17 protein-coding genes are annotated in these 19887 nt (G+C 66.7%); 8 read left to right on the top strand and 9 right to left on the bottom strand.

Annotation, left to right across the window (positions count from 1 at the left end; all coding sequences use genetic code 11):
• Window positions 1-51: 51 nt before the first annotated feature.
• The 5 genes from AC13C7_RS10805 to AC13C7_RS10785 are packed head-to-tail and all read right to left on the bottom strand — an operon-like array spanning window position 52 to window position 5600.
• Window positions 52-1230 carry an OsmC family protein gene (locus tag AC13C7_RS10805; protein WP_482867476.1) on the bottom strand — a complete coding sequence of 393 codons (1179 nt, stop codon included), beginning with the start codon at window positions 1228-1230 and terminating at the stop codon, window positions 52-54.
• A 26-nt stretch (window positions 1231-1256) separates the two neighbouring features.
• Complete coding sequence (locus AC13C7_RS10800) at window positions 1257-2561, bottom strand: TRAP transporter large permease (RefSeq protein ID WP_172316839.1); 1305 nt, start codon at window positions 2559-2561, stop codon at window positions 1257-1259.
• Between the two features lie 4 nt (window positions 2562-2565).
• Window positions 2566-3096 carry a TRAP transporter small permease gene (locus AC13C7_RS10795; protein ID WP_172316841.1) on the bottom strand — a complete coding sequence of 177 codons (531 nt, stop codon included), beginning with the start codon at window positions 3094-3096 and terminating at the stop codon, window positions 2566-2568.
• 2 nt (window positions 3097-3098) lie between these two features.
• Window positions 3099-4079 (bottom strand): TRAP transporter substrate-binding protein, encoded by a 981-nt coding sequence (locus AC13C7_RS10790; protein WP_482867475.1) that lies wholly within the window; start codon window positions 4077-4079, stop codon window positions 3099-3101.
• A 24-nt stretch (window positions 4080-4103) separates the two neighbouring features.
• Window positions 4104-5600 (bottom strand): aldehyde dehydrogenase family protein, encoded by a 1497-nt coding sequence (locus tag AC13C7_RS10785; protein WP_235952575.1) that lies wholly within the window; start codon window positions 5598-5600, stop codon window positions 4104-4106.
• 156 nt (window positions 5601-5756) lie between these two features.
• On the opposite strand from AC13C7_RS10785, the gene AC13C7_RS10780 reads away from it, so the two are divergent.
• Both AC13C7_RS10780 and AC13C7_RS10775 read left to right on the top strand, forming a co-directional pair.
• On the top strand, window positions 5757-6446 hold the full coding sequence (locus AC13C7_RS10780) for a GntR family transcriptional regulator (RefSeq protein WP_172316845.1): 690 nt from the start codon (window positions 5757-5759) through the stop codon (window positions 6444-6446).
• Entirely contained in the window at window positions 6443-7180 is a 738-nt protein-coding gene (locus tag AC13C7_RS10775) for an SDR family NAD(P)-dependent oxidoreductase (protein ID WP_482867474.1), read from the top strand. Before AC13C7_RS10780 ends, AC13C7_RS10775 begins: the two co-directional genes overlap by 4 nt.
• 194 nt (window positions 7181-7374) lie before the next feature.
• On the opposite strand, the gene AC13C7_RS10770 is transcribed toward AC13C7_RS10775, so the two are convergent.
• Genes AC13C7_RS10770 through AC13C7_RS10760 form a run of 3 tightly spaced genes read right to left on the bottom strand, consistent with a single transcriptional unit; the run spans window position 7375 to window position 11733 of the window.
• Window positions 7375-8172, bottom strand: coding sequence for a nitroreductase family protein (locus tag AC13C7_RS10770; protein WP_482867473.1), 798 nt, complete (start codon window positions 8170-8172; stop codon window positions 7375-7377).
• Window positions 8173-8227: 55 nt separating this feature from the next.
• A complete protein-coding gene (locus AC13C7_RS10765) occupies window positions 8228-10540 on the bottom strand; it encodes a PIG-L family deacetylase (RefSeq protein ID WP_482867472.1) in 2313 nt (770 codons plus the stop codon).
• Window positions 10541-10563: 23 nt separating this feature from the next.
• A complete protein-coding gene (locus AC13C7_RS10760; RefSeq protein WP_482867471.1) occupies window positions 10564-11733 on the bottom strand; it encodes an ROK family protein in 1170 nt (389 codons plus the stop codon).
• Between the two features lie 134 nt (window positions 11734-11867).
• Between AC13C7_RS10760 and AC13C7_RS10755 the strand changes: the two genes are divergently transcribed.
• The 6 genes from AC13C7_RS10755 to AC13C7_RS10730 all read left to right on the top strand — a co-directional run bounded on the left by AC13C7_RS10755 (window position 11868) and on the right by AC13C7_RS10730 (window position 18560).
• Window positions 11868-13130 carry an extracellular solute-binding protein gene (locus tag AC13C7_RS10755; RefSeq protein ID WP_446119280.1) on the top strand — a complete coding sequence of 421 codons (1263 nt, stop codon included), beginning with the start codon at window positions 11868-11870 and terminating at the stop codon, window positions 13128-13130.
• A 78-nt stretch (window positions 13131-13208) separates the two neighbouring features.
• The gene (locus tag AC13C7_RS10750) at window positions 13209-14102 is read left to right on the top strand and encodes a carbohydrate ABC transporter permease (protein ID WP_172316857.1); all 894 of its coding nucleotides are present in this window, start codon (window positions 13209-13211) and stop codon (window positions 14100-14102) included.
• Window position 14103: 1 nt separating this feature from the next.
• On the top strand, window positions 14104-14985 hold the full coding sequence (locus AC13C7_RS10745; protein WP_474886823.1) for a carbohydrate ABC transporter permease: 882 nt from the start codon (window positions 14104-14106) through the stop codon (window positions 14983-14985).
• 136 nt (window positions 14986-15121) lie between these two features.
• Window positions 15122-16612 carry an argininosuccinate lyase gene (gene argH / locus AC13C7_RS10740; protein WP_482867470.1) on the top strand — a complete coding sequence of 497 codons (1491 nt, stop codon included), beginning with the start codon at window positions 15122-15124 and terminating at the stop codon, window positions 16610-16612.
• The gene (locus AC13C7_RS10735; RefSeq protein WP_482867469.1) at window positions 16612-17673 is read left to right on the top strand and encodes an ABC transporter ATP-binding protein; all 1062 of its coding nucleotides are present in this window, start codon (window positions 16612-16614) and stop codon (window positions 17671-17673) included. Before argH ends, AC13C7_RS10735 begins: the two co-directional genes overlap by 1 nt.
• Window positions 17670-18560, top strand: coding sequence for a carbohydrate kinase family protein (locus AC13C7_RS10730; RefSeq protein WP_172316865.1), 891 nt, complete (start codon window positions 17670-17672; stop codon window positions 18558-18560). Before AC13C7_RS10735 ends, AC13C7_RS10730 begins: the two co-directional genes overlap by 4 nt.
• Here AC13C7_RS10730 and AC13C7_RS10725 read toward each other — a convergent pair.
• Window positions 18534-19724, bottom strand: coding sequence for a cytochrome P450 (locus tag AC13C7_RS10725; protein ID WP_482867468.1), 1191 nt, complete (start codon window positions 19722-19724; stop codon window positions 18534-18536). The two genes, AC13C7_RS10730 and AC13C7_RS10725, sit on opposite strands and share 27 nt — an antisense overlap.
• Window positions 19725-19887 lie beyond the last annotated feature (163 nt).

Here is a 19887-nt window from a genome sequence, read left to right as displayed (position 1 = left end):
GCGCAAAGTGCCTTCGAAGGCACTTGCCATCCCTTCGAAGGGATGGGCGCCCTACATCCGCGTCACCTTCAACCTCGTCTTCAGGTCGGTGCGGCAGAAGGCGTGCAGGAAGCAGGTCTTTTCCGACACGTCCAGCATGTCACGGGCGATGTCGTCGGACTCGTCGGTGGTCAGGTGGACATGGGTTTCGACCGGGTCGGCCTCGCCTGCCTTTCCGGTGCCGCCCGAGGCCCCGCCGAGGGAAAAATGCGTGTCCTGCACGATGGCGTATTTCGGAAGGTTGAGCTTCTCCATCGAGGCCATGCGCCCGAACTGGGTCATGAAGCAGAACGCGATACCGGCGGAGATGTAGCTGACCGCATCGGGGGCGCGGGCGTCCTTGCCCTCATCCGACAGGAACCGGAAGATGGAGCCGTGCGGGCTGTAGAGATGTTGCTCGATCTCCTTCAGCCCGTCCTTGCGCAGGGTGCAGATGGCTGCCGGGTTCAGGGTGCGGTCCTGGTGATCGGTGAGGCTGCTGGCCGCGCCCGCCGTGCCCTTGGCGACGGATTTCCCGGGCGACATGCCCTCGCGGGCGATCAGGGTCAGGTCGGTCTCATCCGCCTCCGGCTCCGCTCCGTCTGGCAGGCCGACGACGGGCGCATCAAGCGCCTGCGCCTCGCCGGTGTGGATCTGCTGGCCGTTCTTGGAAAGCGTGAAGAGGCTCGGCAGTTTGCCCCGCATCAGCCCGTTCAGCGGCGAGGCGTGGACGGCGTTGGACAGAAGCCCGGAGAGCTTGGCGTCATCGGCATCGGTCTCGACCTGCACCTCCAGCTCCACCGGCAGCGCGCCGCCGGTCATGGTGCGTTGCCGCATCGAGCCTTGCATGGTGTAGAAGTTGTTCTGGATCAGGCGCAGGTTGCGCAAGCGCACCCCCTCACGATCCGCCAGCGCGGTGATCTCGTTCATGTAGCTGGAGATCATGCCGACGGTCAGGAAGGCCAGCGGGCAGGGTGCGGCATCGTGGCCGTTGAGGTAGGCGCCCTCATCCGAGACCAGCCGCCACATCGTGCCGGTGCGCGCCGAGAGCACCAGCGCCTCCTTCTGGAAGCCCGAGAGCGAGCGGACCATGGCCCGCACCGCGTCGCCGTGGCGGATCTCGGGCGCGGGCAGGCCCACGGCAGCCGGGTTCGAGACCTTGAAGAACGGCGGCTGGCCGCTGGCGGCGATGATGTTTTTACCCATTTGCATGACGAAGACCTCCTTGTCTGGGGGCGCTAGCCGAACATCGTGTCGGGCAGCAGCAAGGCTATTTGCGGAAAGATGAGGATGAGGATGACCGCGGCCAGCATGGCGAACCAGAACGGCCAGATGCCGCGGAAGATGGTGTTGAGCGGCACATTGGGCGCGATGCCCTTGACCACGAAGACATTGACGCCGACGGGGGGCGAAATCAGGCCCATCTCAAGCGCGATGACCATGAGGACGCCGAACCAGACCATGTCGATGCCCAGGGGCTCGATGATCGGCTGGACCAGCGGCACGGTGAGCACGAGGATGGCGAAGCCGTCCATGAACATGCCGAGAATGACGAAGATTGCGATGAAGGCGATGACGACCTGCATGCCGGTATAGCCCTGCGCCTGCACCCAGTCGGCAAGGTCGTTGGTGACGCCGGAAAAGCCGATGAAGCTCTTGAAGACGAAGGCCCCGAAGAGGATCAGGAAGACGGTGCCGGAGGATTTGAGCGTGCTGGCGAAGACCTCGACAAGGTTGGCACGGGTCAGCTTGCCGCGAATGATGGTGACGACAAAGGCGAGGGTAGCGCCGATGCCCGCCGCCTCGATGGCGGAAAAGACGCCGGAATAGATGCCACCGATGGTCAAAAGGATGATGCCGATGATCCAGCCCGCGCGGGCCAGCATCCGAAGCCGTGTGGCCAGCGGGGCCTTGTCGGTGCCTCCCGGCGCGCGGTCAGGGTGGCGCAGGACGGTGATCCAGATCGCCAGGATGAAAAGCGCGGTCAGCATCAGCCCGGGCAGGACACCGGCCATGAAGAGGCGGCCGATGCTCTCCTCGGTCAGGATGGCGTAGATCACGAACCCGGCGGAGGGCGGGATGAGAATGCCGAGCGTGCCGCCCGCCGCGATGGAGCCTGCGGCGAGCCCGCCCTCGTATTTGTAGCGCTCCATTTCCGGCAGGGCGACGCGGCCCATGGTGAGGGCGGCGGCCAGCGACGACCCCGAGAGCGCCGAGAACCCCGCGCAGCCCACCACTGAGGCCGAGGCCAGGCCGCCCTTCATGTGCCCGACCCAGGAATGCGCCGCGGCATAGAGGTCGCGGCTCATCCCCGAGGCCCCGGCGAGGTTTCCCATCAACACAAAGAGCGGGATGATGGTCAGCGGGTAGTTCGACGCCTCGTTGAAGATCTCGCCGCCCAGTTTCGGGATCGCGGCGCGTTCGCGGATGAACCAGATGCCCGCGGTGCCCACCAGCATCAGGGCGATGCCCACCGGCATGCGGATGGCGAGGAGGATGAAGAGGCTGAGAAACCCCAGGAGCGCGATCAGGCTGTCTTCCATCGGGTCAGTCCGCCATTTCGTTGGGGTCGTCGCCGGTGAAATGAAAGAGCCCGATGACAAGGTGCAGCGCCGTGGTGGCGGCATAGAGCGCCATGGCGACGGCGAGGTAGTAGTAGAAGGGGCGATGTTCGATCGAGAAATTCGCCGTGATGCAGGCGCGCTCGGACCCGCAGGCCTTCTTGGTCAGGGCGTAGACGGCCAGCACCAGGATGAACAGCGTCAGCGCGCGCATGATCAGGTCGGTGATCCGGGTCAGGCGCCGCCCGCCAAGCGTGCCGAGCAGGTTGACGCTGACATGGGACTGGTGGCGGGCGCCATAGGCAACGGCGGCGCCCGCGACAAGGACCAGGACCATCTGCGAGAGATCCTCGGTCCCGAAGATCGGGTCGCGGAAGATGTAGCGCGAGATCACGGCGGCCAGCGTGATGACCATCAGGGCGACGATGGCCAGCCCGCCCGCCACGGCCAGCAGCCCGGCCAGGCGGCCGAGCTGCCGATCCGCCCAGAGAAGGGGTTTGGGCGTCGCTCGCGTCACGCTTACTGGCCCATCATCCGGTCCATGACCGCGCCGACGGTGGTGCCGCCGACGACCTCGGCGCGGGCCTCCTCGAGTGCGGTGGCATAGGCGTCTTGCCAGCGGGCGCGTTCCTCATCGGTCAGGTCGATGATCTCGACCCCGGCCTCGCGCGCGATCTCGATGCCGCGCGCGGCGGCGGCGTCGAAGGCGCGCCCGCCCGAAAGCGACAGCTCGTCATTGGCGGCCTCGTCGACCCAGGCGCGTTCCTCGTCCGAGAGGCCGTCATAGACCTCCTGGTTCATCAGCAGCACGAAGGCGGACCCTGAGCCGGGGAAATAGGTGGTCAGGTAATTGCCCGGCTCATGCAGGTTGAACGAGCCGATGGCCGAGGCCCCGATGGCGATGCCGTCGATCACGCCATTGGTGAGGTTCTGGTTGATCACGCTGACCGGTTGGGCCACGGCAGAGGCGCCCACGGCCTCGGCAAAGGGCGCGTCCTGCACGGCGGTGACGCGCACCAGGAGCCCCTCGAGGTCTTCCATCGTGCGCACGGGCGTGTCGCGGGTGATCAGGATCGGCGGGCTGTTGGCCCAGACTGCCAGCAGGTGAGCCTGATACTCGGACTCGATCAGGTCGCGGGCGCGCAACAGCGCCTCGGTGCAGTCCAGCGCGCTGTCGCAGACATCGGGCAGGGTCACCACATTGGTCATCGGAAACACGTCGCCGGTATAGCCCGGCAGCGCGAAGACGATATCGGCGACACCGTCCAGAAGGATGGAGTATTGCTGCGGCGGCACCGAGTTGAGCGCGCCGCCGGGGAACATCTCGACGGTCAGTTCGCCGCCCGACAACTCGGCCAGGCGTTCGGCGAAGGGCGTGAAGACGGCGGCATTCATCGGGTGGCGCGGCCCCATGAAATAGGCCAGGCTCAGCTCCTCCCCCTGTACTGGAAGCGTCGATGCGGCGACGGCCGCGGCGGCAAGTAAACCCTTGCAATTCATTGTCTTGGTCTCCCCATTTGGTTGCTAATTCGGGAACAGCCAACTGGCCGGCCCGCTGATGGAATGGCTGGATTGAAACTGGATGATGCCCTCGTATCCGAGGTTGCGCCCGAGCCCCGACTGCTTGACGCCGCCGAACGGCCCGCGGCTGTCCTGCGCGGTGGGGCCGTGGGCGTTGAGATAGGTGTATCCCGCGTCCAGCCGCCGGGCCAAAGCGGTGGCGCGGTCGCGATCCTCGGTCCAGACGGAGGAGCAGAGGCCGAAGCGGCTGTCATTGGCCTTCGCGATGGCCTCGTCCTCAGTCTCGAAGGGCAGGATCGGCAGGGCGGGGCCGAATTGCTCCTCGGTGACAAGTTTGAGGGCCGGGTCGGGGTCCAGCGCCAGCACGGGTTTCTGGAAATACCCCCTGGCGTAGAGGTCGGGGTCGGGCACCTGGCCCAACTCGCGCAGGTCGGCCCCTTTGCTGCGCGCCTCCTCGATCAGGCCGGTGACGGTTTTTAGCTGTTTGGCGTTGTTGAGCGGGCCCATACGGGTCTCGTCCAGAAGCCCGTCGCCGACCACTATGCGGTCACAGGCGGCGCTGAGCCCCTCGACCACCTCGTCATAGCGGGACCGATGCACGTAGAGCCGCTTCAGCGCCATGCAGATCTGGCCCGTCGACATGAAGGCCCCCAGATACATGCGCTGGAAGGCGTCGGCATCCAGCATGGCGTCAGCGCAGATGATCGCGGCGTCATTGCCGCCCAGTTCCAGCGTGACCGGCGTGAGGTTCCGGGCCGCCTGCGCCATGATGTGACGGCCCACGGTGTCGGAGCCGGTGAAATTCACGAAACGCACCAGAGGGTGCGTGACCAGCGCATCGCCGATCTCGGACGCGGCCCCGGTGACGACATTGATCACGCCGGGAGGCAGGAGTTTGGCCATCAGATGCAGGGTCAGGGTGGGCGCGAGGGCCGAGTTGCTGCTTGGCTTCACCACCACCGTGTTGCCCGCCATCAGCGCCTGCGGCAGCTTTGCGCCGAGGATGGAGAGCGGCCAGTTCCACGGCACGATCAGGGCGGCCACCCCGCGCGGCTGGCGGGTGATGATGGTGTCGAAAGGCGGGCCGGTGAGGTGTTCATCCGTCGCAAGACGGTCCGCATAGGAGGCGGTGAGGCGGAAGCGGTCGCCGAGGCGGGCCATCTCCAGCTGGCATTCCTTGAGGATCTTGCCATGTTCGCGGCAGAAGAGGCGGGCGCGGGCGGCGAGATCCTCCGCATCCGCCGTCAGCGCGTCGGCGATCCGGGTCAGATGGTCGGCCCGCTCGGCATAGCTGAGCGCGGCCCAAGACGGGTAGGCGGCATGGGCGGCCCGCACCGCCGCGTCCACATCCTCGGGCGATCCGGCGGCGGCATGGCCGACCAGCTCCTCGGGGCGGGCCGGGTTGTGCAGCGCGTAGCGGCGGTTCCCGGTTGCGGGCCGCGCCTCGCCATTCACGAAAAGATGGGTCTCGACCGGGCTGTCGCCCATGGTCAGGGTCATTGGATGGCTCCTCCCAAAGCCTGGACCCGCGCCCCAGGGGGGCATGAGTCGTTAACGGATAGGAGACCCAATTATGGATACAAAATAAACCCTAAACTTGGGGATAGTCCAAGAAACCGCTCGACAAGCACGATTTCGAATACAAATATCGGGTTCATGTCCTCCAGCGGTCAACATGTCCTTGCCGTCGTCCGGCGTCAGATCCTCAGCGGCGCGCGCGCCCCCGGTGAGAAGATCAGCGAGGTTGCGGTGGCCGGCGAGCTTGCGGTGTCGCGCACGCCCGCGCGCACGGCTTTGGCAGCGCTTGAGGCCGAGGGGCTGATCGAAAAGCGCAAGGGGCGCGGCTACACCGTGCGCTCGATCTCGCAATCCGACGTGGCCAATGCCATCGCGGTCAAGGCGGCGCTGGAATCGCTGGCCGCCAAGACGCTGGCCGAGCGGGGGCTCAATGCCGAGACAGACGCCGCGCTCTGCCGTTCCATCGCCGTGACGCAGGCGATGCTAGAGGGCGACGCGCCGGTGACCGAGCATTTCGAGACCTATCACGAGGCCAATGTGCTGTTTCACGAGACCATCATGCGGGCCTGCGGCAACGACCTGATCGCGCATGCCTTCGAGCGCATCGCGATGCTGCCCTTCGCGGCGCTGGGCGCGCTGTCCTTCGAGGCGACGGACCCAAGGCGCGAGCGGATGCGCCTGACAGTGGGCCATTCGCAGCATGTCATCATCCTGGACGCTCTGCGCAAACGCGATGCGGGCCGCGCCGAGGCGATGATGCGCGAGCACAGTCACGCGACGATGAATTACGGCGAGCTATTCTCGCGCGATCTGGGGCGGGCGGAATGACCGGGCGGCTCGACGGCAAGGCAGCGATTGTCACCGGCGGGGCCAAGGGGCTGGGGCTGGTTTTCGTGCGCGCGTTGCTGGCGGAAGGTGCGCAGGTGCTGGCGGTGGATATCGCCGATATCGGCGCGGCCGAGGCGGCGGGTGCGCGGGCGATGCGGGCCGACATCACGCAAGCGGCGGGCGAGGTGGCCCGCGCCTGCCAGGAGGCGTTCGGGCGCATCGACATCCTGGTCAACAACGCCGCGCTCTATGCCAGCCTGCCCGTGGCGCGCTATGACGCAATCGACCTTGAGATCTGGGACCGCGTGATGGCGGTGAACGTGACCGGCACCTACAAGATGATCCGCGCCGCCGCCCCGGTGATGGAGGCCGCGGGGGCGGGCAAGATCGTGAACATCACGTCCGGAACAGTCAAGAAGGGCATGCCGGGGATGTTGCATTACGTGGCCTCCAAGGGCGCGGTGCAGGCGATGACACGGGCCCTGTCGCGGGAATTGGGGCCATCGGGCGTCTGCGTGAACAACCTCGCCCCCGGATTGACGCTCTCGGACAGTATCCTGGCGAACCCGGACCATGTCGAGGCGACGCGGGCCAAGGTGCTGGCCAGCCGCGCGATCCCGAGGGACGGGCTGCCCGAGGACCTGGTGGGCGCGCTGGTGTTCCTGTGCTCGGACGAGAGCGATTTCATGACCGGGCAGACGGTGGCGGTGGATGGCGGGTCGGTGAATACGTGAGGTGTGTCTTGCGCGCCAAGTCGGAATAGCGGCACAGCCGCCCGACCATCGACGGGCCGCCCCCCGGACCGGCGATTTGGCTGATCTTGGTGCAACGATTGAGTGGTGGAGTGATTTGGCAGGCATAAATCACTCCGAACAGATGTTGGATCGCCGATCCGCGGCCCGTCGCTGGCCGGGCTTGGGAAACCACCTCAATCAATCTTCGACGCATCCTTGTACATCACCCGGTGCCGCCGGGTCTTGATCCAGTCCTCCAGCTCCGCATCGCTGATGAACTGGTCGCGGTCGTAGCGGTCCCAGTGCCGGATCTCCTCCATCGGGCGGCGCCAGCGCTTGTAGGGCGCGGCGGCGGGCGGGCCGAAGAGGAAGATGTCGAGGACCGAGATTTCCTCGGGGATGCCCAGCAGGGGCCGCATCGCCTCCTGCGCCTCCTCCTGGCCGATGGCGGTGACCCACCAGACATTGTAGCCAAGCGCCGCGGCGGCCAGATGCGCCGACATGGTCGAGGCGGCGACCGATTGCAGCAAGATGCGCTCGGCGTTTTCCTTGTACATCCGGTCGAGGTCGGAGCCGTCATTCAGCACCGGGAAGGCGTTGATCCAGCGCATGTCGGAACAGACCACGATGAACCCCGGCGCGGTGGCGAGGCCGCGATAATCCGGCGTCGGGAACTTCATCCTGGCCTTGGCGCGGAACCGCTGTTCGGCGACGAAATAATCGGTGATCTGCTGTTTCACGCCCGCGTCGTGCACCACGATATATTGCCAGGGCTGCGCGTTGGCGCCTGACGGACCGTGGCGCGCGGCCTCCAGGATCAGGTCGTAATGCGCCTCGGGCACGACGTAGCCCGCGTCGAACTTGCGCACCGTGACGCGGTTGCGAATGACCTGCATCAGCGCGTCATAGCGGGTGCGGTCGCCGATCTCGGGCAGGTCGATCTCGGCCTCGGCGGCGTCGAGATCGACGGCGGATGTGGTTTCTTCGCTCATGTGCTCCCTCCCGGTTTCTGCGCAAGGGTAGCACCGGGGCGCGTTTTGCCAAATCTCAATCGGCGCGGTGCAAGAGGTTCGCCATCAGGCGGAAGGCCCCCGGCGTCAGTTTCTCCATCTGGTGATGCACGATGAGGGCGCAATGGGTGTGGCGGCCCTGGCCGATCCGCGCGGACAGCAGCGCGCCTTCATGCGGGGCCTCATCGGGGTCGGCCATGGAGAGGAGAGGGGTATAGACCTCATCCCAGGACTTCGCGAAATAGAGCCCGCGTTCCTTGTGCCATCCGTCCCAATCCTGCGCGCCAATGGGGTTGGGCGTGGTCAGGAGGGGGTGGTCGGGGATGAGATGCGTGACCTCGGCGGTCTCGTCGGTGACGCGCCAGCGCAGCGAAGGCGAGCCGATCTGCAGGTGTTCGGGGGGTGTCGTGTCGGGATCCCAGTTGTCGCCGGGGCGATGGTAGAGCGTGACCAGGTTGCCGCCCGCGCGGGTCCATTCGTGCAGCGCGGGCAGGGTGTCCAGCAGGTCGGGGCGGAAGCGGAAGGCGAAGACGCCGACCAGCACAGTGTCGAACCCCGCAAAGGGGGCGGAGGCGGAGAGGTGCGCGGGCGTCAGCGCCGTGACATCGCAGCCAAGGGCGGCCAGCCAGTCGTCCACACGGTCATTGTCGCCGCCGATATAGGCGATGCGGGCCTCGGGCAGCGTGACGGTCAACGCGCGGATGCGCAGGCGGGTCGGAAAGCTGCGCAGGCGCGGGGCGATATGGGTGTAACGGAAGAGATGCGTGGTCTGCGCAGGCCTGCCGTCGAGGGTGAGGGGCAGATCGTAGAGGCCGGGGGCGAGGTCGTCGGGCGTGGTGATCCGCACATGGTCGCCGTCCCAGGTCTGGTCCCAGCCGGGCGGCAGGTCGAAACCGGGGGTGCCTTGGGTGCGGGCGCTGAGCTCCAGCGTGACGCCGCGATCCGGCGCGGCGAGGTTCAGCACCACGGCATCGCGCGAGAGGGTCGCGCGGGTGGTGGGCAGGACCAGCGGCGGCACTTCCAGCGGCAGGTAGGACCGCGTTCCCGCGACGGTGACGGCAAGGCGCGGGCGGGCCGGGTGCAGCGGGTCGTGCCGGTCGGGATAGGGGTCCGAGGGGGGCGCTTCGGGGCCTGCGGTGATGAGGCTGGCATCGCCGCTCCAGCCCTCGGGCAGATCGGGGCTGAGGGTGGCCCCGGCTTGCGGGTTGTATTCGAGATGCAAGGCTGTGGTTTGGCCGGGAATCAGCACGTCCTCGGCCAGCCAACCGCGCGCGTCGGCATTGGCGCTGATGCGGATCACGCGGGCCAGTTGCGCCGCCTTGCGGGTCAGGCGGTGGTGATGCTCCGGGGTGATGGTGTCCAGCGCGGCAGTGATCGCGGCGTGAGCGTCGAGCGCGGCCTGCTGCACGGCGGCACGGTCGGGGAAGGCAGAGAGCGCGGCGTCGATGGCCCGGCTCGCGGCTTTCAGGTCGGGGCCGTCGCCAAGATCGTCCAGGCGCATCGGCAGGCCATCGGTGACCGCGCCCTGATCCGCGCCGACCGACGAGCGCACCAGGTGCAGCGGCCAGCCGGGATGCGGGGATGTGCCGGTCCAATGGCCCATGCCTTGCGTCTTGTGGAACCAGCGCGAGTGCTGGCCGATGCGGGGCCAGGGCCAGCCCGAGACCGGCTCATGCCCGTCGCCGCCGATGCGCAGGGTCTCCTTGGGCGGCGGCACCTCGTCATCATAGGAGCCGCCCGCGCCGGACCAGGCGGGCAGGTAGAGCTTGGCGACCTGCCAGGGCGGCAGATCGGAGCCGTCAAAGCCGGGATCGGCGGCGAGGTCCATCACCAGATGCGCGGCCTCGGTCATGGCGCGGTGGTGGCCGTGCTGGCCGGGAATGTCGAGGAAGGTGGGGCAGATGATGTCCGGTCTGTCCGTCCGCACGAGATCGACGAAACGGGCGAGGGTGCGCGCGCGGCCCCATTTGCCCATGGTCTCGACGCCCGATTTGGAGAAGCCGAAATCGAAGATGCTGTCCCCGGGGCTCTCCGAAAGCCAGTAGAGGCGCATATCCAGCACATCCGCGGCGCGCTCCATCTCGGCGGTGCGCAGGGTGCCCAGATCCTCGGTCACCTCGCTGCCGATGTCGTTCTGGCCGCCCTCGCCGCGATTGGCGCAGATATAGGACAGGTTCACCCCGTCGCGGAAGGTGAGCGCGGCCAGCATGGTCGAGGTCTCGTCATCCGGATGCGCGCCGGTATTCATGAAGGTGGTGACGGATCTCAGCGGTTGCAGCGCGCGCCAGAGGGTCAGCATCAGGGGCTGGGCCAGGTCACGGGCGATGCGGTCGGGTTGGGTCAGCGGCATGGGGGCCTCGGGGTCTTGGGGGGTCAGATCTCCGCGGCCATGCGCGGGGTGAAGGCGTGGTTGATAATGAGCGCGGCGGCGCCTTGCGTGGCGGTGAGGGGCCCGCAGGTGCCGCAAATGAGGCGCGGATGGGCGCGACCGGGGCGGTTGGCGACGGACCGGTCGGACAGGGCCACGCGGGCCAGAAGCGCCTTGAGAAGCGGCTCGGGCAGTGCGCCGCCCGCGATGACGGTGTCGGGATCGTAGAGGTTCTCGACGGTCAGGACGGCGTGCGAGAGGGCCTGGCCTGCATCCTCCAGCCAGTCCATCAGCACCGGGTTCCGCGCAAGAAAGAGCGCCTCCAACGCGGCGGAGGTTTCGGCCTCTTCGCCGGTCGCGGCCAGCCGGTCGCGCAGGGCGATGCGGCTGGCGATCTGTTCCAGCGGCGCGAATTGCCCGCGATGGGGAACCGCGATCTGGCCGATCTCACCGGCATTGCCGCGCGCGCCGCGCAACAGGCTGCGCTCGGCGATCACGCCAAGCCCGATGCCGGTGCCAAAATAGAGGCAGGCGAAACTGCCAAGCCCCTGGCCGTGGCCCGAGACCATCTCGGCCATGGCCGCCGCGCTGGCGTCGTTCTCGATGATGACGGGCAGGTCGAGCGCCTGGGACAGACGCGCCAACGCGTCCTCCTCGGCCCAACCCGGCAGGTCGGAGGCGGCCCCCGAGAGGCCCGTCACCCCGAACGGCCCCGGCATCACGACACCCGCACCGATAAGCCGGTCGGCCCCGGTCTCGGCCACCGCCATCTCCTTGACCTGACGCAGCTTTTCGCAAACCGTCGCAGGGGCGGCATCGGTCAGCCGGTCGCGGTGCGAGAAGAGGATCCGCCCGTCCAGATCGCTGATCGCGACCAGTAGCGCCTCGGGCCGCACCTCGACGCCGAGCGCCAGCCCCGCGCGCGCATCCAGCGCGTATTGCATCGCGGGCAGGCCCCGGCCCTGGCTGAGTTTCCCGGCCTCGACCAGCCAGCCCTCGGCGACCAGGTCGGCGATGATATTGCTGACGGCCTGCGTCGACAGCCCGCTTTCGCGCGCGATCTGCGCCCGCCCGCTGGCCCCGGTGGCGCGGACATGGCGCAGCACCAGCGACCGGTTATAGGCGCGGCTGCGCAGGGCGTTCGACCCGGCAGGGGGCGGGGTGATCAGACTCATGGTGAAATCAGAGCTACCGCAGGGCGCTTGTTAATTCAACTTGATTGAGTTAATTTTAGATTCGCGCCCCGAGGAGACACGAGAGGGCGAGTGGGCCATCACCGGCCACCACCAGACAGGGAGCCTAGACCACCATGATACGGAACCTCCGCCACGCCGCCCTTGGGGCCACACTCAGCACCGCCGCGATGATCGCCGCCGCCCCCGCGCAGGCCCAAGTGACCATTGAATACTGGCAGTATTTCTTCGAAGCCCGCGTCACCGCGATGGAGCAGCTGATCGAAAACTTCGAGGCCGCGAACCCCGACATCACCGTCAACATGACGACCTTCCCCTATGCCGATTACCGCACCCGGACCGCCGTTGCGATCCCGGCGGGTGAAGGCCCGGATGTGGTGCAGCTCTTCTATGGCTGGCTGAATGACTATATCGAGGCCGAACTGATCCAGCCGCTGCCGGTCGAGGCCTTCCCGCCCGACGAGATCAACGCGGAATTCTTCCCGATGGTGCAGGCGATGGAACGTGACGGCCAGTATTACGCGCTGCCGACCGCGGTGCGCAGCCTGGCGCTCTTCTACAACAACCGCCTCTTCGAGGCCGCCGGCATCGACGGTCCGCCCGAGACACTGGATGAAATGGTCGAGATCGCGGCCGCCCTGACCGAACGCGATGGCGCGGGCAACATCACCCAGGTGGGCCTGACCTCGGGCATGACCGCGCAGGACCACCATTGGTGGCGCGAGGTTCTGGTGCGCCAGTTCGGCGGGGAACCCTACACCGACGGCTACCGCAACGTGGCTTACGATTCCGAGGCCGGGCTTGCGGCGCTCAACTTCTACCATGGCCTCTCGGCCGAGCATGGCGTGACGGATGCGGGCTTCATGGACGAGCCGCAGGCCGCCTTCCGCGCCGGACGCGCAGGCATGCATATCGACGGCTCGTTCCGCATCGGCGCGCTGGAAGGCACGCGTGGCCTGGATTGGGGCGTGACCGAACTGCCGGCGGGGCCCGATGGCACGCGGTCGAACTATTCCTCCTACTGGGTGAACGCGATCACCAGCCGCGCCGAGGGCGAGGAATATGACGCGGCGGTTCTGTTCATGGATTACATCACCTCGCCCGAGGCGATGCAGATCTGGCTGGACACGGTCGGCGAACTGCCCGCGCGCCAATCGGTCGGCATGACCGACGAGAACGCCGAGCATCCCGTCTACGGCCCCTTCATCCGTGGCCTGGAATACGCCAATACCACCATCTTCGCCGATGAATCCGCGCAGCGGCAGATCCTGGTCGAGATGCTGGAGCGAATCAACCTGCAAGGCCAGGATCCGGCGGAAAGCCTGGCCCAGGCCGCCGCGGCCGAGCAGGACTTGCTCGACGCCTATTACGGCGAGTAACGGCAGACAGCTTCCCCGGCCCGCCACGTCCCCGGCGGGCCGGACACATTCCCCGCAGACCTCGTCAGGCCAGACCCGATGTCCTTCTACCGCGCCCTCTCCATTCGCCAAAAACGCACCCTCTGGGCCTGGGGTTTCCTGGCCGTGCCCATCATCTTCTACGTGGTGATCCGGTTCTACCCCACCGGCAACGCGATGGTGCTGAGTTTCCAGAGCTGGAACCTGCTGGGGGACCGCGAATGGGCGGGGCTGGCGAATTACCGGGTGCTGTTCAGCGATCCGGTGTTCTGGCAGGTGTTCTGGAATACGTTCAAATACCTGCTGATCGGCACGCCCATCAGCCTGGTGATCAGCTTTTTCATCGCCTATCACCTCGACAAGGTCCGCTTTGCGCATGGCTTCCTGCGGGCGCTCTATTTCCTGCCTTTCATGACCTCCGCCGTGGCAATGGCCTGGGTCTGGCGCTGGTTCTACCAGGGCGTGCCCATCGGCCTGTTCAACAACATGCTGGCCTCGGTCGGCATCGGGCAGGTGGAGTTCCTGAATTCCACCACCAACGCGCTGCCGTCGATCCTGGCGCCCGCCGTCTGGGCCGGACTGGGGTTCCAGGTGATCATCTTCATGGCCGGTTTGCGCGCCATCCCGCGCAGCTATTACGAGGCCGCCGAGATCGACGGCGTGTCGAAATGGACGGTGCTGTGGGAGATCACGATCCCGCTCCTGCGGCCCACCATCGTCTTCATCGTCGTCTTCTCCTCGATCGGGTTTTTGCGCATCTTCGACCATGTCTTCAACATGACCACGAACAATCCCGGCGGGCCGCTCAACTCGACCAAACCGCTGGTCCTGATGATCTACGAGACCGCGTTCCGCAGCTTCGACATGGGCTATGCCGCGGCGCAGACGGTGGTTCTGTTCCTGATCCTGCTGGTCGTGAGCCTGATCCAGCTGCGCATCCTGAGGGACAGCTGAGATGACCGCCACCGACACCCAGATCCGCGCCACCTCCGCCGCCCTTCTGGAGGGCACCCGCGCCAAGCAGCGCCGAAGCCTCGGCCAGACGATCCGCTGGCTCTTGCTCTTCGCGGGCGGCATCGCGATGATCATGCCGATCGCCTACATGCTGTCCACCTCGCTGAAATGGCCGCATGAGGTCTATAATGTGGGCCTCATCCCCGAGGAGCCGCATCTGGAGAACTACGCCTATGTGCTCGAAGATGGTCGTTTCTTCGGCTGGTTCATCAACTCGCTGATCATCGCGGTGCTGACCACGGTCTCGAACCTCTTCTTCGACAGCCTCGTCGGCTACACGCTGTGCAAATTCACGTTTCGCGGGCGCCAGATCGTCTTCATCGCGATCCTGTCGACGCTGATGATCCCGACCGAGATGCTGGTGATCCCGTGGTATATCATGAGCCAGAGCTTCGGCTGGCTGGACAGCTACTGGGGCATCATGTTCCCCGGCCTGATGACCGCCTTCGGCGTCTTCCTGATGCGCCAGTTCTTCCAGACCGTGCCGGACGATTTCATCGAGGCCGCGCGCATCGACGGGCTGAACGAGTTCCAGATCTACTGGTCGGTCGCGCTGCCGATGGTCAAGCCGGCCCTGGCGGCGCTGGCGATCTTCGTCTTCCTGGGCAACTGGACGGCCTTCCTGTGGCCGCTCATTGTGACCACCGACGCCGCGCTCTACACGCTGCCGGTGGGGCTGTCCTCGTTCGGGGACGAGGCCGATGTGCAATGGGAGCTGATCATGACGGGGGCCGCGATCTCGACTCTGCCGACGCTGATCGTGTTCCTGATCTTCCAGCGTTTCATCATCCAGGGCGTGGCGATGGCGGGTCTCAAGGGATGATTGTGCGCCAGGATCCACCGTTCCGCCGTGAGTATTTTTGCCAAGAAGATGCGGAAAATTCGACTAAAATTGTCTCATCTTCTTGGTCCAAATACTCGAATCCGACCCCTGCCGCGGGCGCTATCGGTGCAAGAGAATGACCGACAGTTCCACCTTCCCCGACCCGACCTATCGCGACACGGTTCTGGCGCCGCTCTTCGAGGGGGTGAAGACCCATTTCGCAGGGCACATGGCGGCGATCAACCGGGCACATCTGGTGATGCTGACCGAGACCGGTATTCTGGGCGCGACGGAAAGCGGCCGGATCGCGGGCGCGCTGCGCGACATCGCGGCGGAGACCGATCTCGAGACGCTCAGCTATACCGGCGAGCACGAGGATTATTTCTTCTATGTCGAGGCCGAGTTGAAGCGGCGTCTGGGGCCGGATCTGGGCGGCATGCTGCACACCGCGCGCTCGCGCAACGACATGGATCATACCGTGTTCAAGCTGGCCTTGCAGACCCGCGTCACGGCGATGCTGGAGGGGATGACGGGCCTGGCCGAGGCGCTGATCGCGAAGGCGCGGGAAGACCGCGATACCGCCATCGTCGCCTATACCCATGGCCAGCCGGCGCAACCGTCGACCTTCGGCCATTACCTTGCCGCCGCAATCGAGGTGCTGCTCTCTGACATCGCGCGGTTGGCGCGGGAGGCGGGCGCGCTGGATCTCTGCCCGATGGGGGCCGCCGCGATCACCACCTCGGGCTTTCCCATCGACCGGGCGCGGGTCGCGGAGCTTCTGGGCTTTGCCGCGCCGAAACAGAACTCCTACGGCTGCATCGCCTCGGTCGATTACATCACCGGGCTTTATTCGGCGCTGAAACTGCCCTTCCTGCATCTGGGCCGGGTGATCCAGGACATGGCCTTCTGGTCCGCCTTCGAGGTTGGCCAGCTGCATGTGCCCAATTCGCTGGTCCAGATCAGCTCGATCATGCCGCAAAAGCGCAACCCGGTGCCGATCGAGCATATGCGCCACCTGGCCAGCGTCACCGTGGGGCGGTGCGAGACGATGCTGGGCACGATGCACAACACGCCCTTCACCGACATGAACGATAGCGAGGGCGAGGTGCAGGCGGCGGGCTATGACGCCTTTGCCTCGGGCGGGCGGGTCATCGCGCTTTTAACCGCGTTCCTGCCCGCGTGCAGGATCGACGAGGGCCGGGTGCGCGCCAATGCCGATGCGGCCTGCGTCACCGTCACGGAACTGGCCGATACGCTGGTCCGGGTTGAGGGGCTGTCGTTCCGGCAGGCGCATGAGGTCGCGGCGAAAACTGCGCGGGCTGTCATCGCCGAGGGCTGCGCCCTGGGGGCGGGATACGGCGATTTCGCCGCCGCCTTCCGGGCCGAGACGGGGCGCGATCCGGGCCTCTCCGAGGAGGAGTTCGCGCAGGCCACCTCGCTTGATGGCTTCATCGCCCGGCGCGACCGGTTCGGCGGGCCCGCCCCCGCGCCGATGGATGCCGCACTTGAGGGATATGCCGCCCGGCTGGACGGGTTGCGCGCCGATCTGGCCGCCATCCGGACCCGCCGCCGAGATGCCGAAACCGCGCTGACCACAGCCTTTACCCAATTGACGGAGCCCGCCTGATGTCCGACCTCGCCCTGCGCAACCTGGTGAAGAGCTATGACAAGACGCAAGTGCTGCACTCGATCAACCTCGATGTGGCCGATGGGGAGTTTGTCGTCTTTGTCGGCCCGTCCGGCTGCGGCAAGTCCACCACGCTCAGGATGATCGCGGGGCTGGAGGAGGTGACCTCGGGCGAGATCGAGATCGGGGGCCGGGTGGTCAACAACCTGGAGCCCAAGGAACGCGACATCGCCATGGTGTTCCAGAATTACGCGATCTATCCGCATATGACGGTGCGCAAGAACATCGGCTTTGGGCTGCGATCCTCGAAGTTGTCCAAACCCGAGAAGGAGGCCCGCATCGACGAGGTGGCGGGTATCCTGGGCATGACCGATCTGCTGGCGCGCAAGCCCGCGCAGCTCAGTGGCGGGCAGCGCCAGAGGGTCGCCATCGGGCGTGCCATGGTGCGCGATCCGGCGGTGTTCCTCTTCGATGAGCCGCTCAGCAACCTTGACGCGCAATTGCGCACCCAGATGCGGCTGGAGATCAAGAAACTGCACCGCCGCGTCGGCAACACGATCATTTTTGTCACCCATGACCAGGTCGAAGCCATGACCATGGCCGACCGGATCGTGATCATGAAGGACGGCCATATCCAGCAGGTCGGCACGCCCGACGAGGTCTATCACAAGCCCGCCAACACCTTCGTTGCGCAATTCATCGGCGCGCCGTCGATGAACCTCCTGGAGGGGACGGTCGAAGGCGGCGCTGTTTCGCTGACGGGCGGCGGGTCGGTGCCTCTGACGCAGGTCAAGGTGGCCGAGGGGCGCGCGGTCAAGCTGGGCGTGCGGCCCGAGGATCTGCACCTGGCAACGGAGGGCGATACGCTCTTTGAGGGCGAGGTATCGGTGGCCGAGCCGCTGGGCGCGGAGACGCTGCTTTACGTGACATTGGCGGGGCGCGAGATCATCGCCACGGGGCCGGGACGCAACCCGCCCAAGGCCGGGGATCATGTGCGCCTGAGCGCCGATCCCGCGCAGATGCACGTCTTCGATGCCGAGACGGGCGCGGTGATCGCGTGAGCGGGCAGACCGTCATCTGTGCGGGCCGCATCTATTGCGACCTGGTGTTTTCCGGCCTCGACGGTCCGCCCGAACCGGGGCGCGAGGTCTTCGCGGAAGCGCTGGCGCTGCGGGCTGGCGGCGGGGCCTATATCACGGCGGCCTATCTGTCGGCGCTCGGGGGGCAGGCGGGGCTGATGGGGGTGTTGCCCGCGCCCCCGTTCGCCGATTGCGTGACGCGCGAGATGGCGCAGAACCGGGTGCGCTCGCATTGCAGCGCGGCCGGTGCGGGCGATCCGCAGATCACGGTGGCGCTGGCCCGGGGCGGCGACCGGAGCTTCATCACCCGGCGCGTCGGCGCGGCGCTTGCGGGGGCTGACCTGCCACCCGCAAGGCACCTGCATATCGGCGAACTGACCACGGCGCTGGAGCATCCCGAATTGATTGCCAGGGCGCGGGCGCGGGCCATGTCGGTCTCGCTCGATTGCAGTTGGGACGCTCGCGCGCTGGCGGATCCCGGGACGGCGGAGGTGATCGCCTCGGTCGACATCTTCCTGCCGAACGCGGCGGAAATGGAGGCGCTGGCGGCAAGCGGCATCGCGGTCGCGCCGCGCCTGATGAGCGTCATCAAGCGCGGGGCGGAGGGCGCGACGCTGATCGGCGCGGAGGGCGCGCGGATCGAGGCGGCGGCGATCCCCACGACGCCAGTGGATACCACCGGCGCGGGCGATGCGTTCAACGCGGGCTTTCTGGCCGCCTGGCTCGACGGGGCGGAGATGGCCGAGGCGCTGGCCCAGGCCAATCGCTGCGGGTCCATCGCCGTGGGCCGGATCGGCGGGGCGGGCGCGCTGCCGGATTTGCGCCTGCCCGAGACGGGGATCTCAGGTCAGGCGCGCCGTCAGGTGTGAGACCAGCGTGAACATCGGCGAATGGGTGTAGCCGTAATCCTCGACCGTCAGGTCGGGAAAGTCGCGGGCAAGGCGGGTGATGACCTGCTCCACCTCCATCGTCACCGCGTAGCGCCCGATGCACGAAAAGATGCCGCCGCCGAAATTCAGGTGCGGCGGTTCCTCGGTCCGGTCGATATCGAACCGCTCCGGGTTGGCGTAGTAGCGCCCGTCCCAATGCGTGGTCCCGATATTGGCGAAGACCGGCGTGCCGCGTGGGATGGCGACATCCGCGATCTGCATATCCTCCATCGCCTCGCGCGACGTGGAAATGCTGCGCGGGCGGTAGCGCATGACCTCACGCACGGCGGCGGGGACCAGCGCTGGATCACGGTGCAGGCGCGCCCAGATCCCGGGCCGGGTGGCAAGCTCGATCACCGCGATGCCGATCTGGTGCGAGGAATTGTCGGTATTGGCCTCGGCCAGCTTGATGACCCAGTTGCGCAGGTCGTCGGCGTCCAGATGTCCGGCCTTCTCGGCGGCGATCAGGTCTGACAGAAGATCATCGGCGGGGCTGGCGCGGCGGTCCGCGATGCGGGCATCGACGAAATCTATCAGCGCCTCGAAGGCGTCGAGAATCTCCTGCCGGTGCGCGGGGTTTCGGGTATGGACCTTCTGCACCGAATGCGAGGTGCGGGCGACGAAGGCGGCCTCCTCGAAGGGTGCGCCGATCCAGTAGCAATAGACGGCAGACGGGGTGGGGTCGCAGAGCGCGCCGATCAGGTCGACCGATTGGTCGCGCGGGATGGCGTCGATCACCCGGTCGACCACCTTTTCCATGTCGCCGCGAAACCGCTCGGTCCCCTCCGGCCCCATCAGGCGGGTGACGGGCAGGCGCAGGTCGCGCCGTCTTGGCCCGCGATTGTGAAACGAGATCGAGTTGCGCTTGTAGTCCAGCGGGCGGCCCTCGGGCAGGCCAAGCACGTTCATCAGCTTGGGATGCCCGGTGCCAAGCTGGCGGTCGAGGATGGCCTGGCGGCAGAGGTCGTAATCGAGGATTTCCACCCCCCGCGCGCTGCGCGCCACCTGCCAGTTCCGGGCCCACCCGGCCAGTGTCTCGAACGGCGCGCGCTGGTAGTCAGCGCTGTCAAAATCCAGTTCGGGCAAGTCTTCGATGGTCTGCATGAACGGCCCTCCTGCTGTCCGTAAAAGAATAGACATAATCGCGGTGCGCTGGCAAAGTCATCCTGTCAGGAAGGGGCAGCCATGCCGACCCGTGTCCAGCAATTCCACAGACGCCTGACCGGATCGTGGTCGGCCCGGTCGTCCTGGCCCTGTTTCATCGTCA

This window comes from Alterinioella sp. B-7, assembly GCF_056857775.1.
This window is presented reverse-complemented; position numbering and strand designations above follow the sequence as displayed.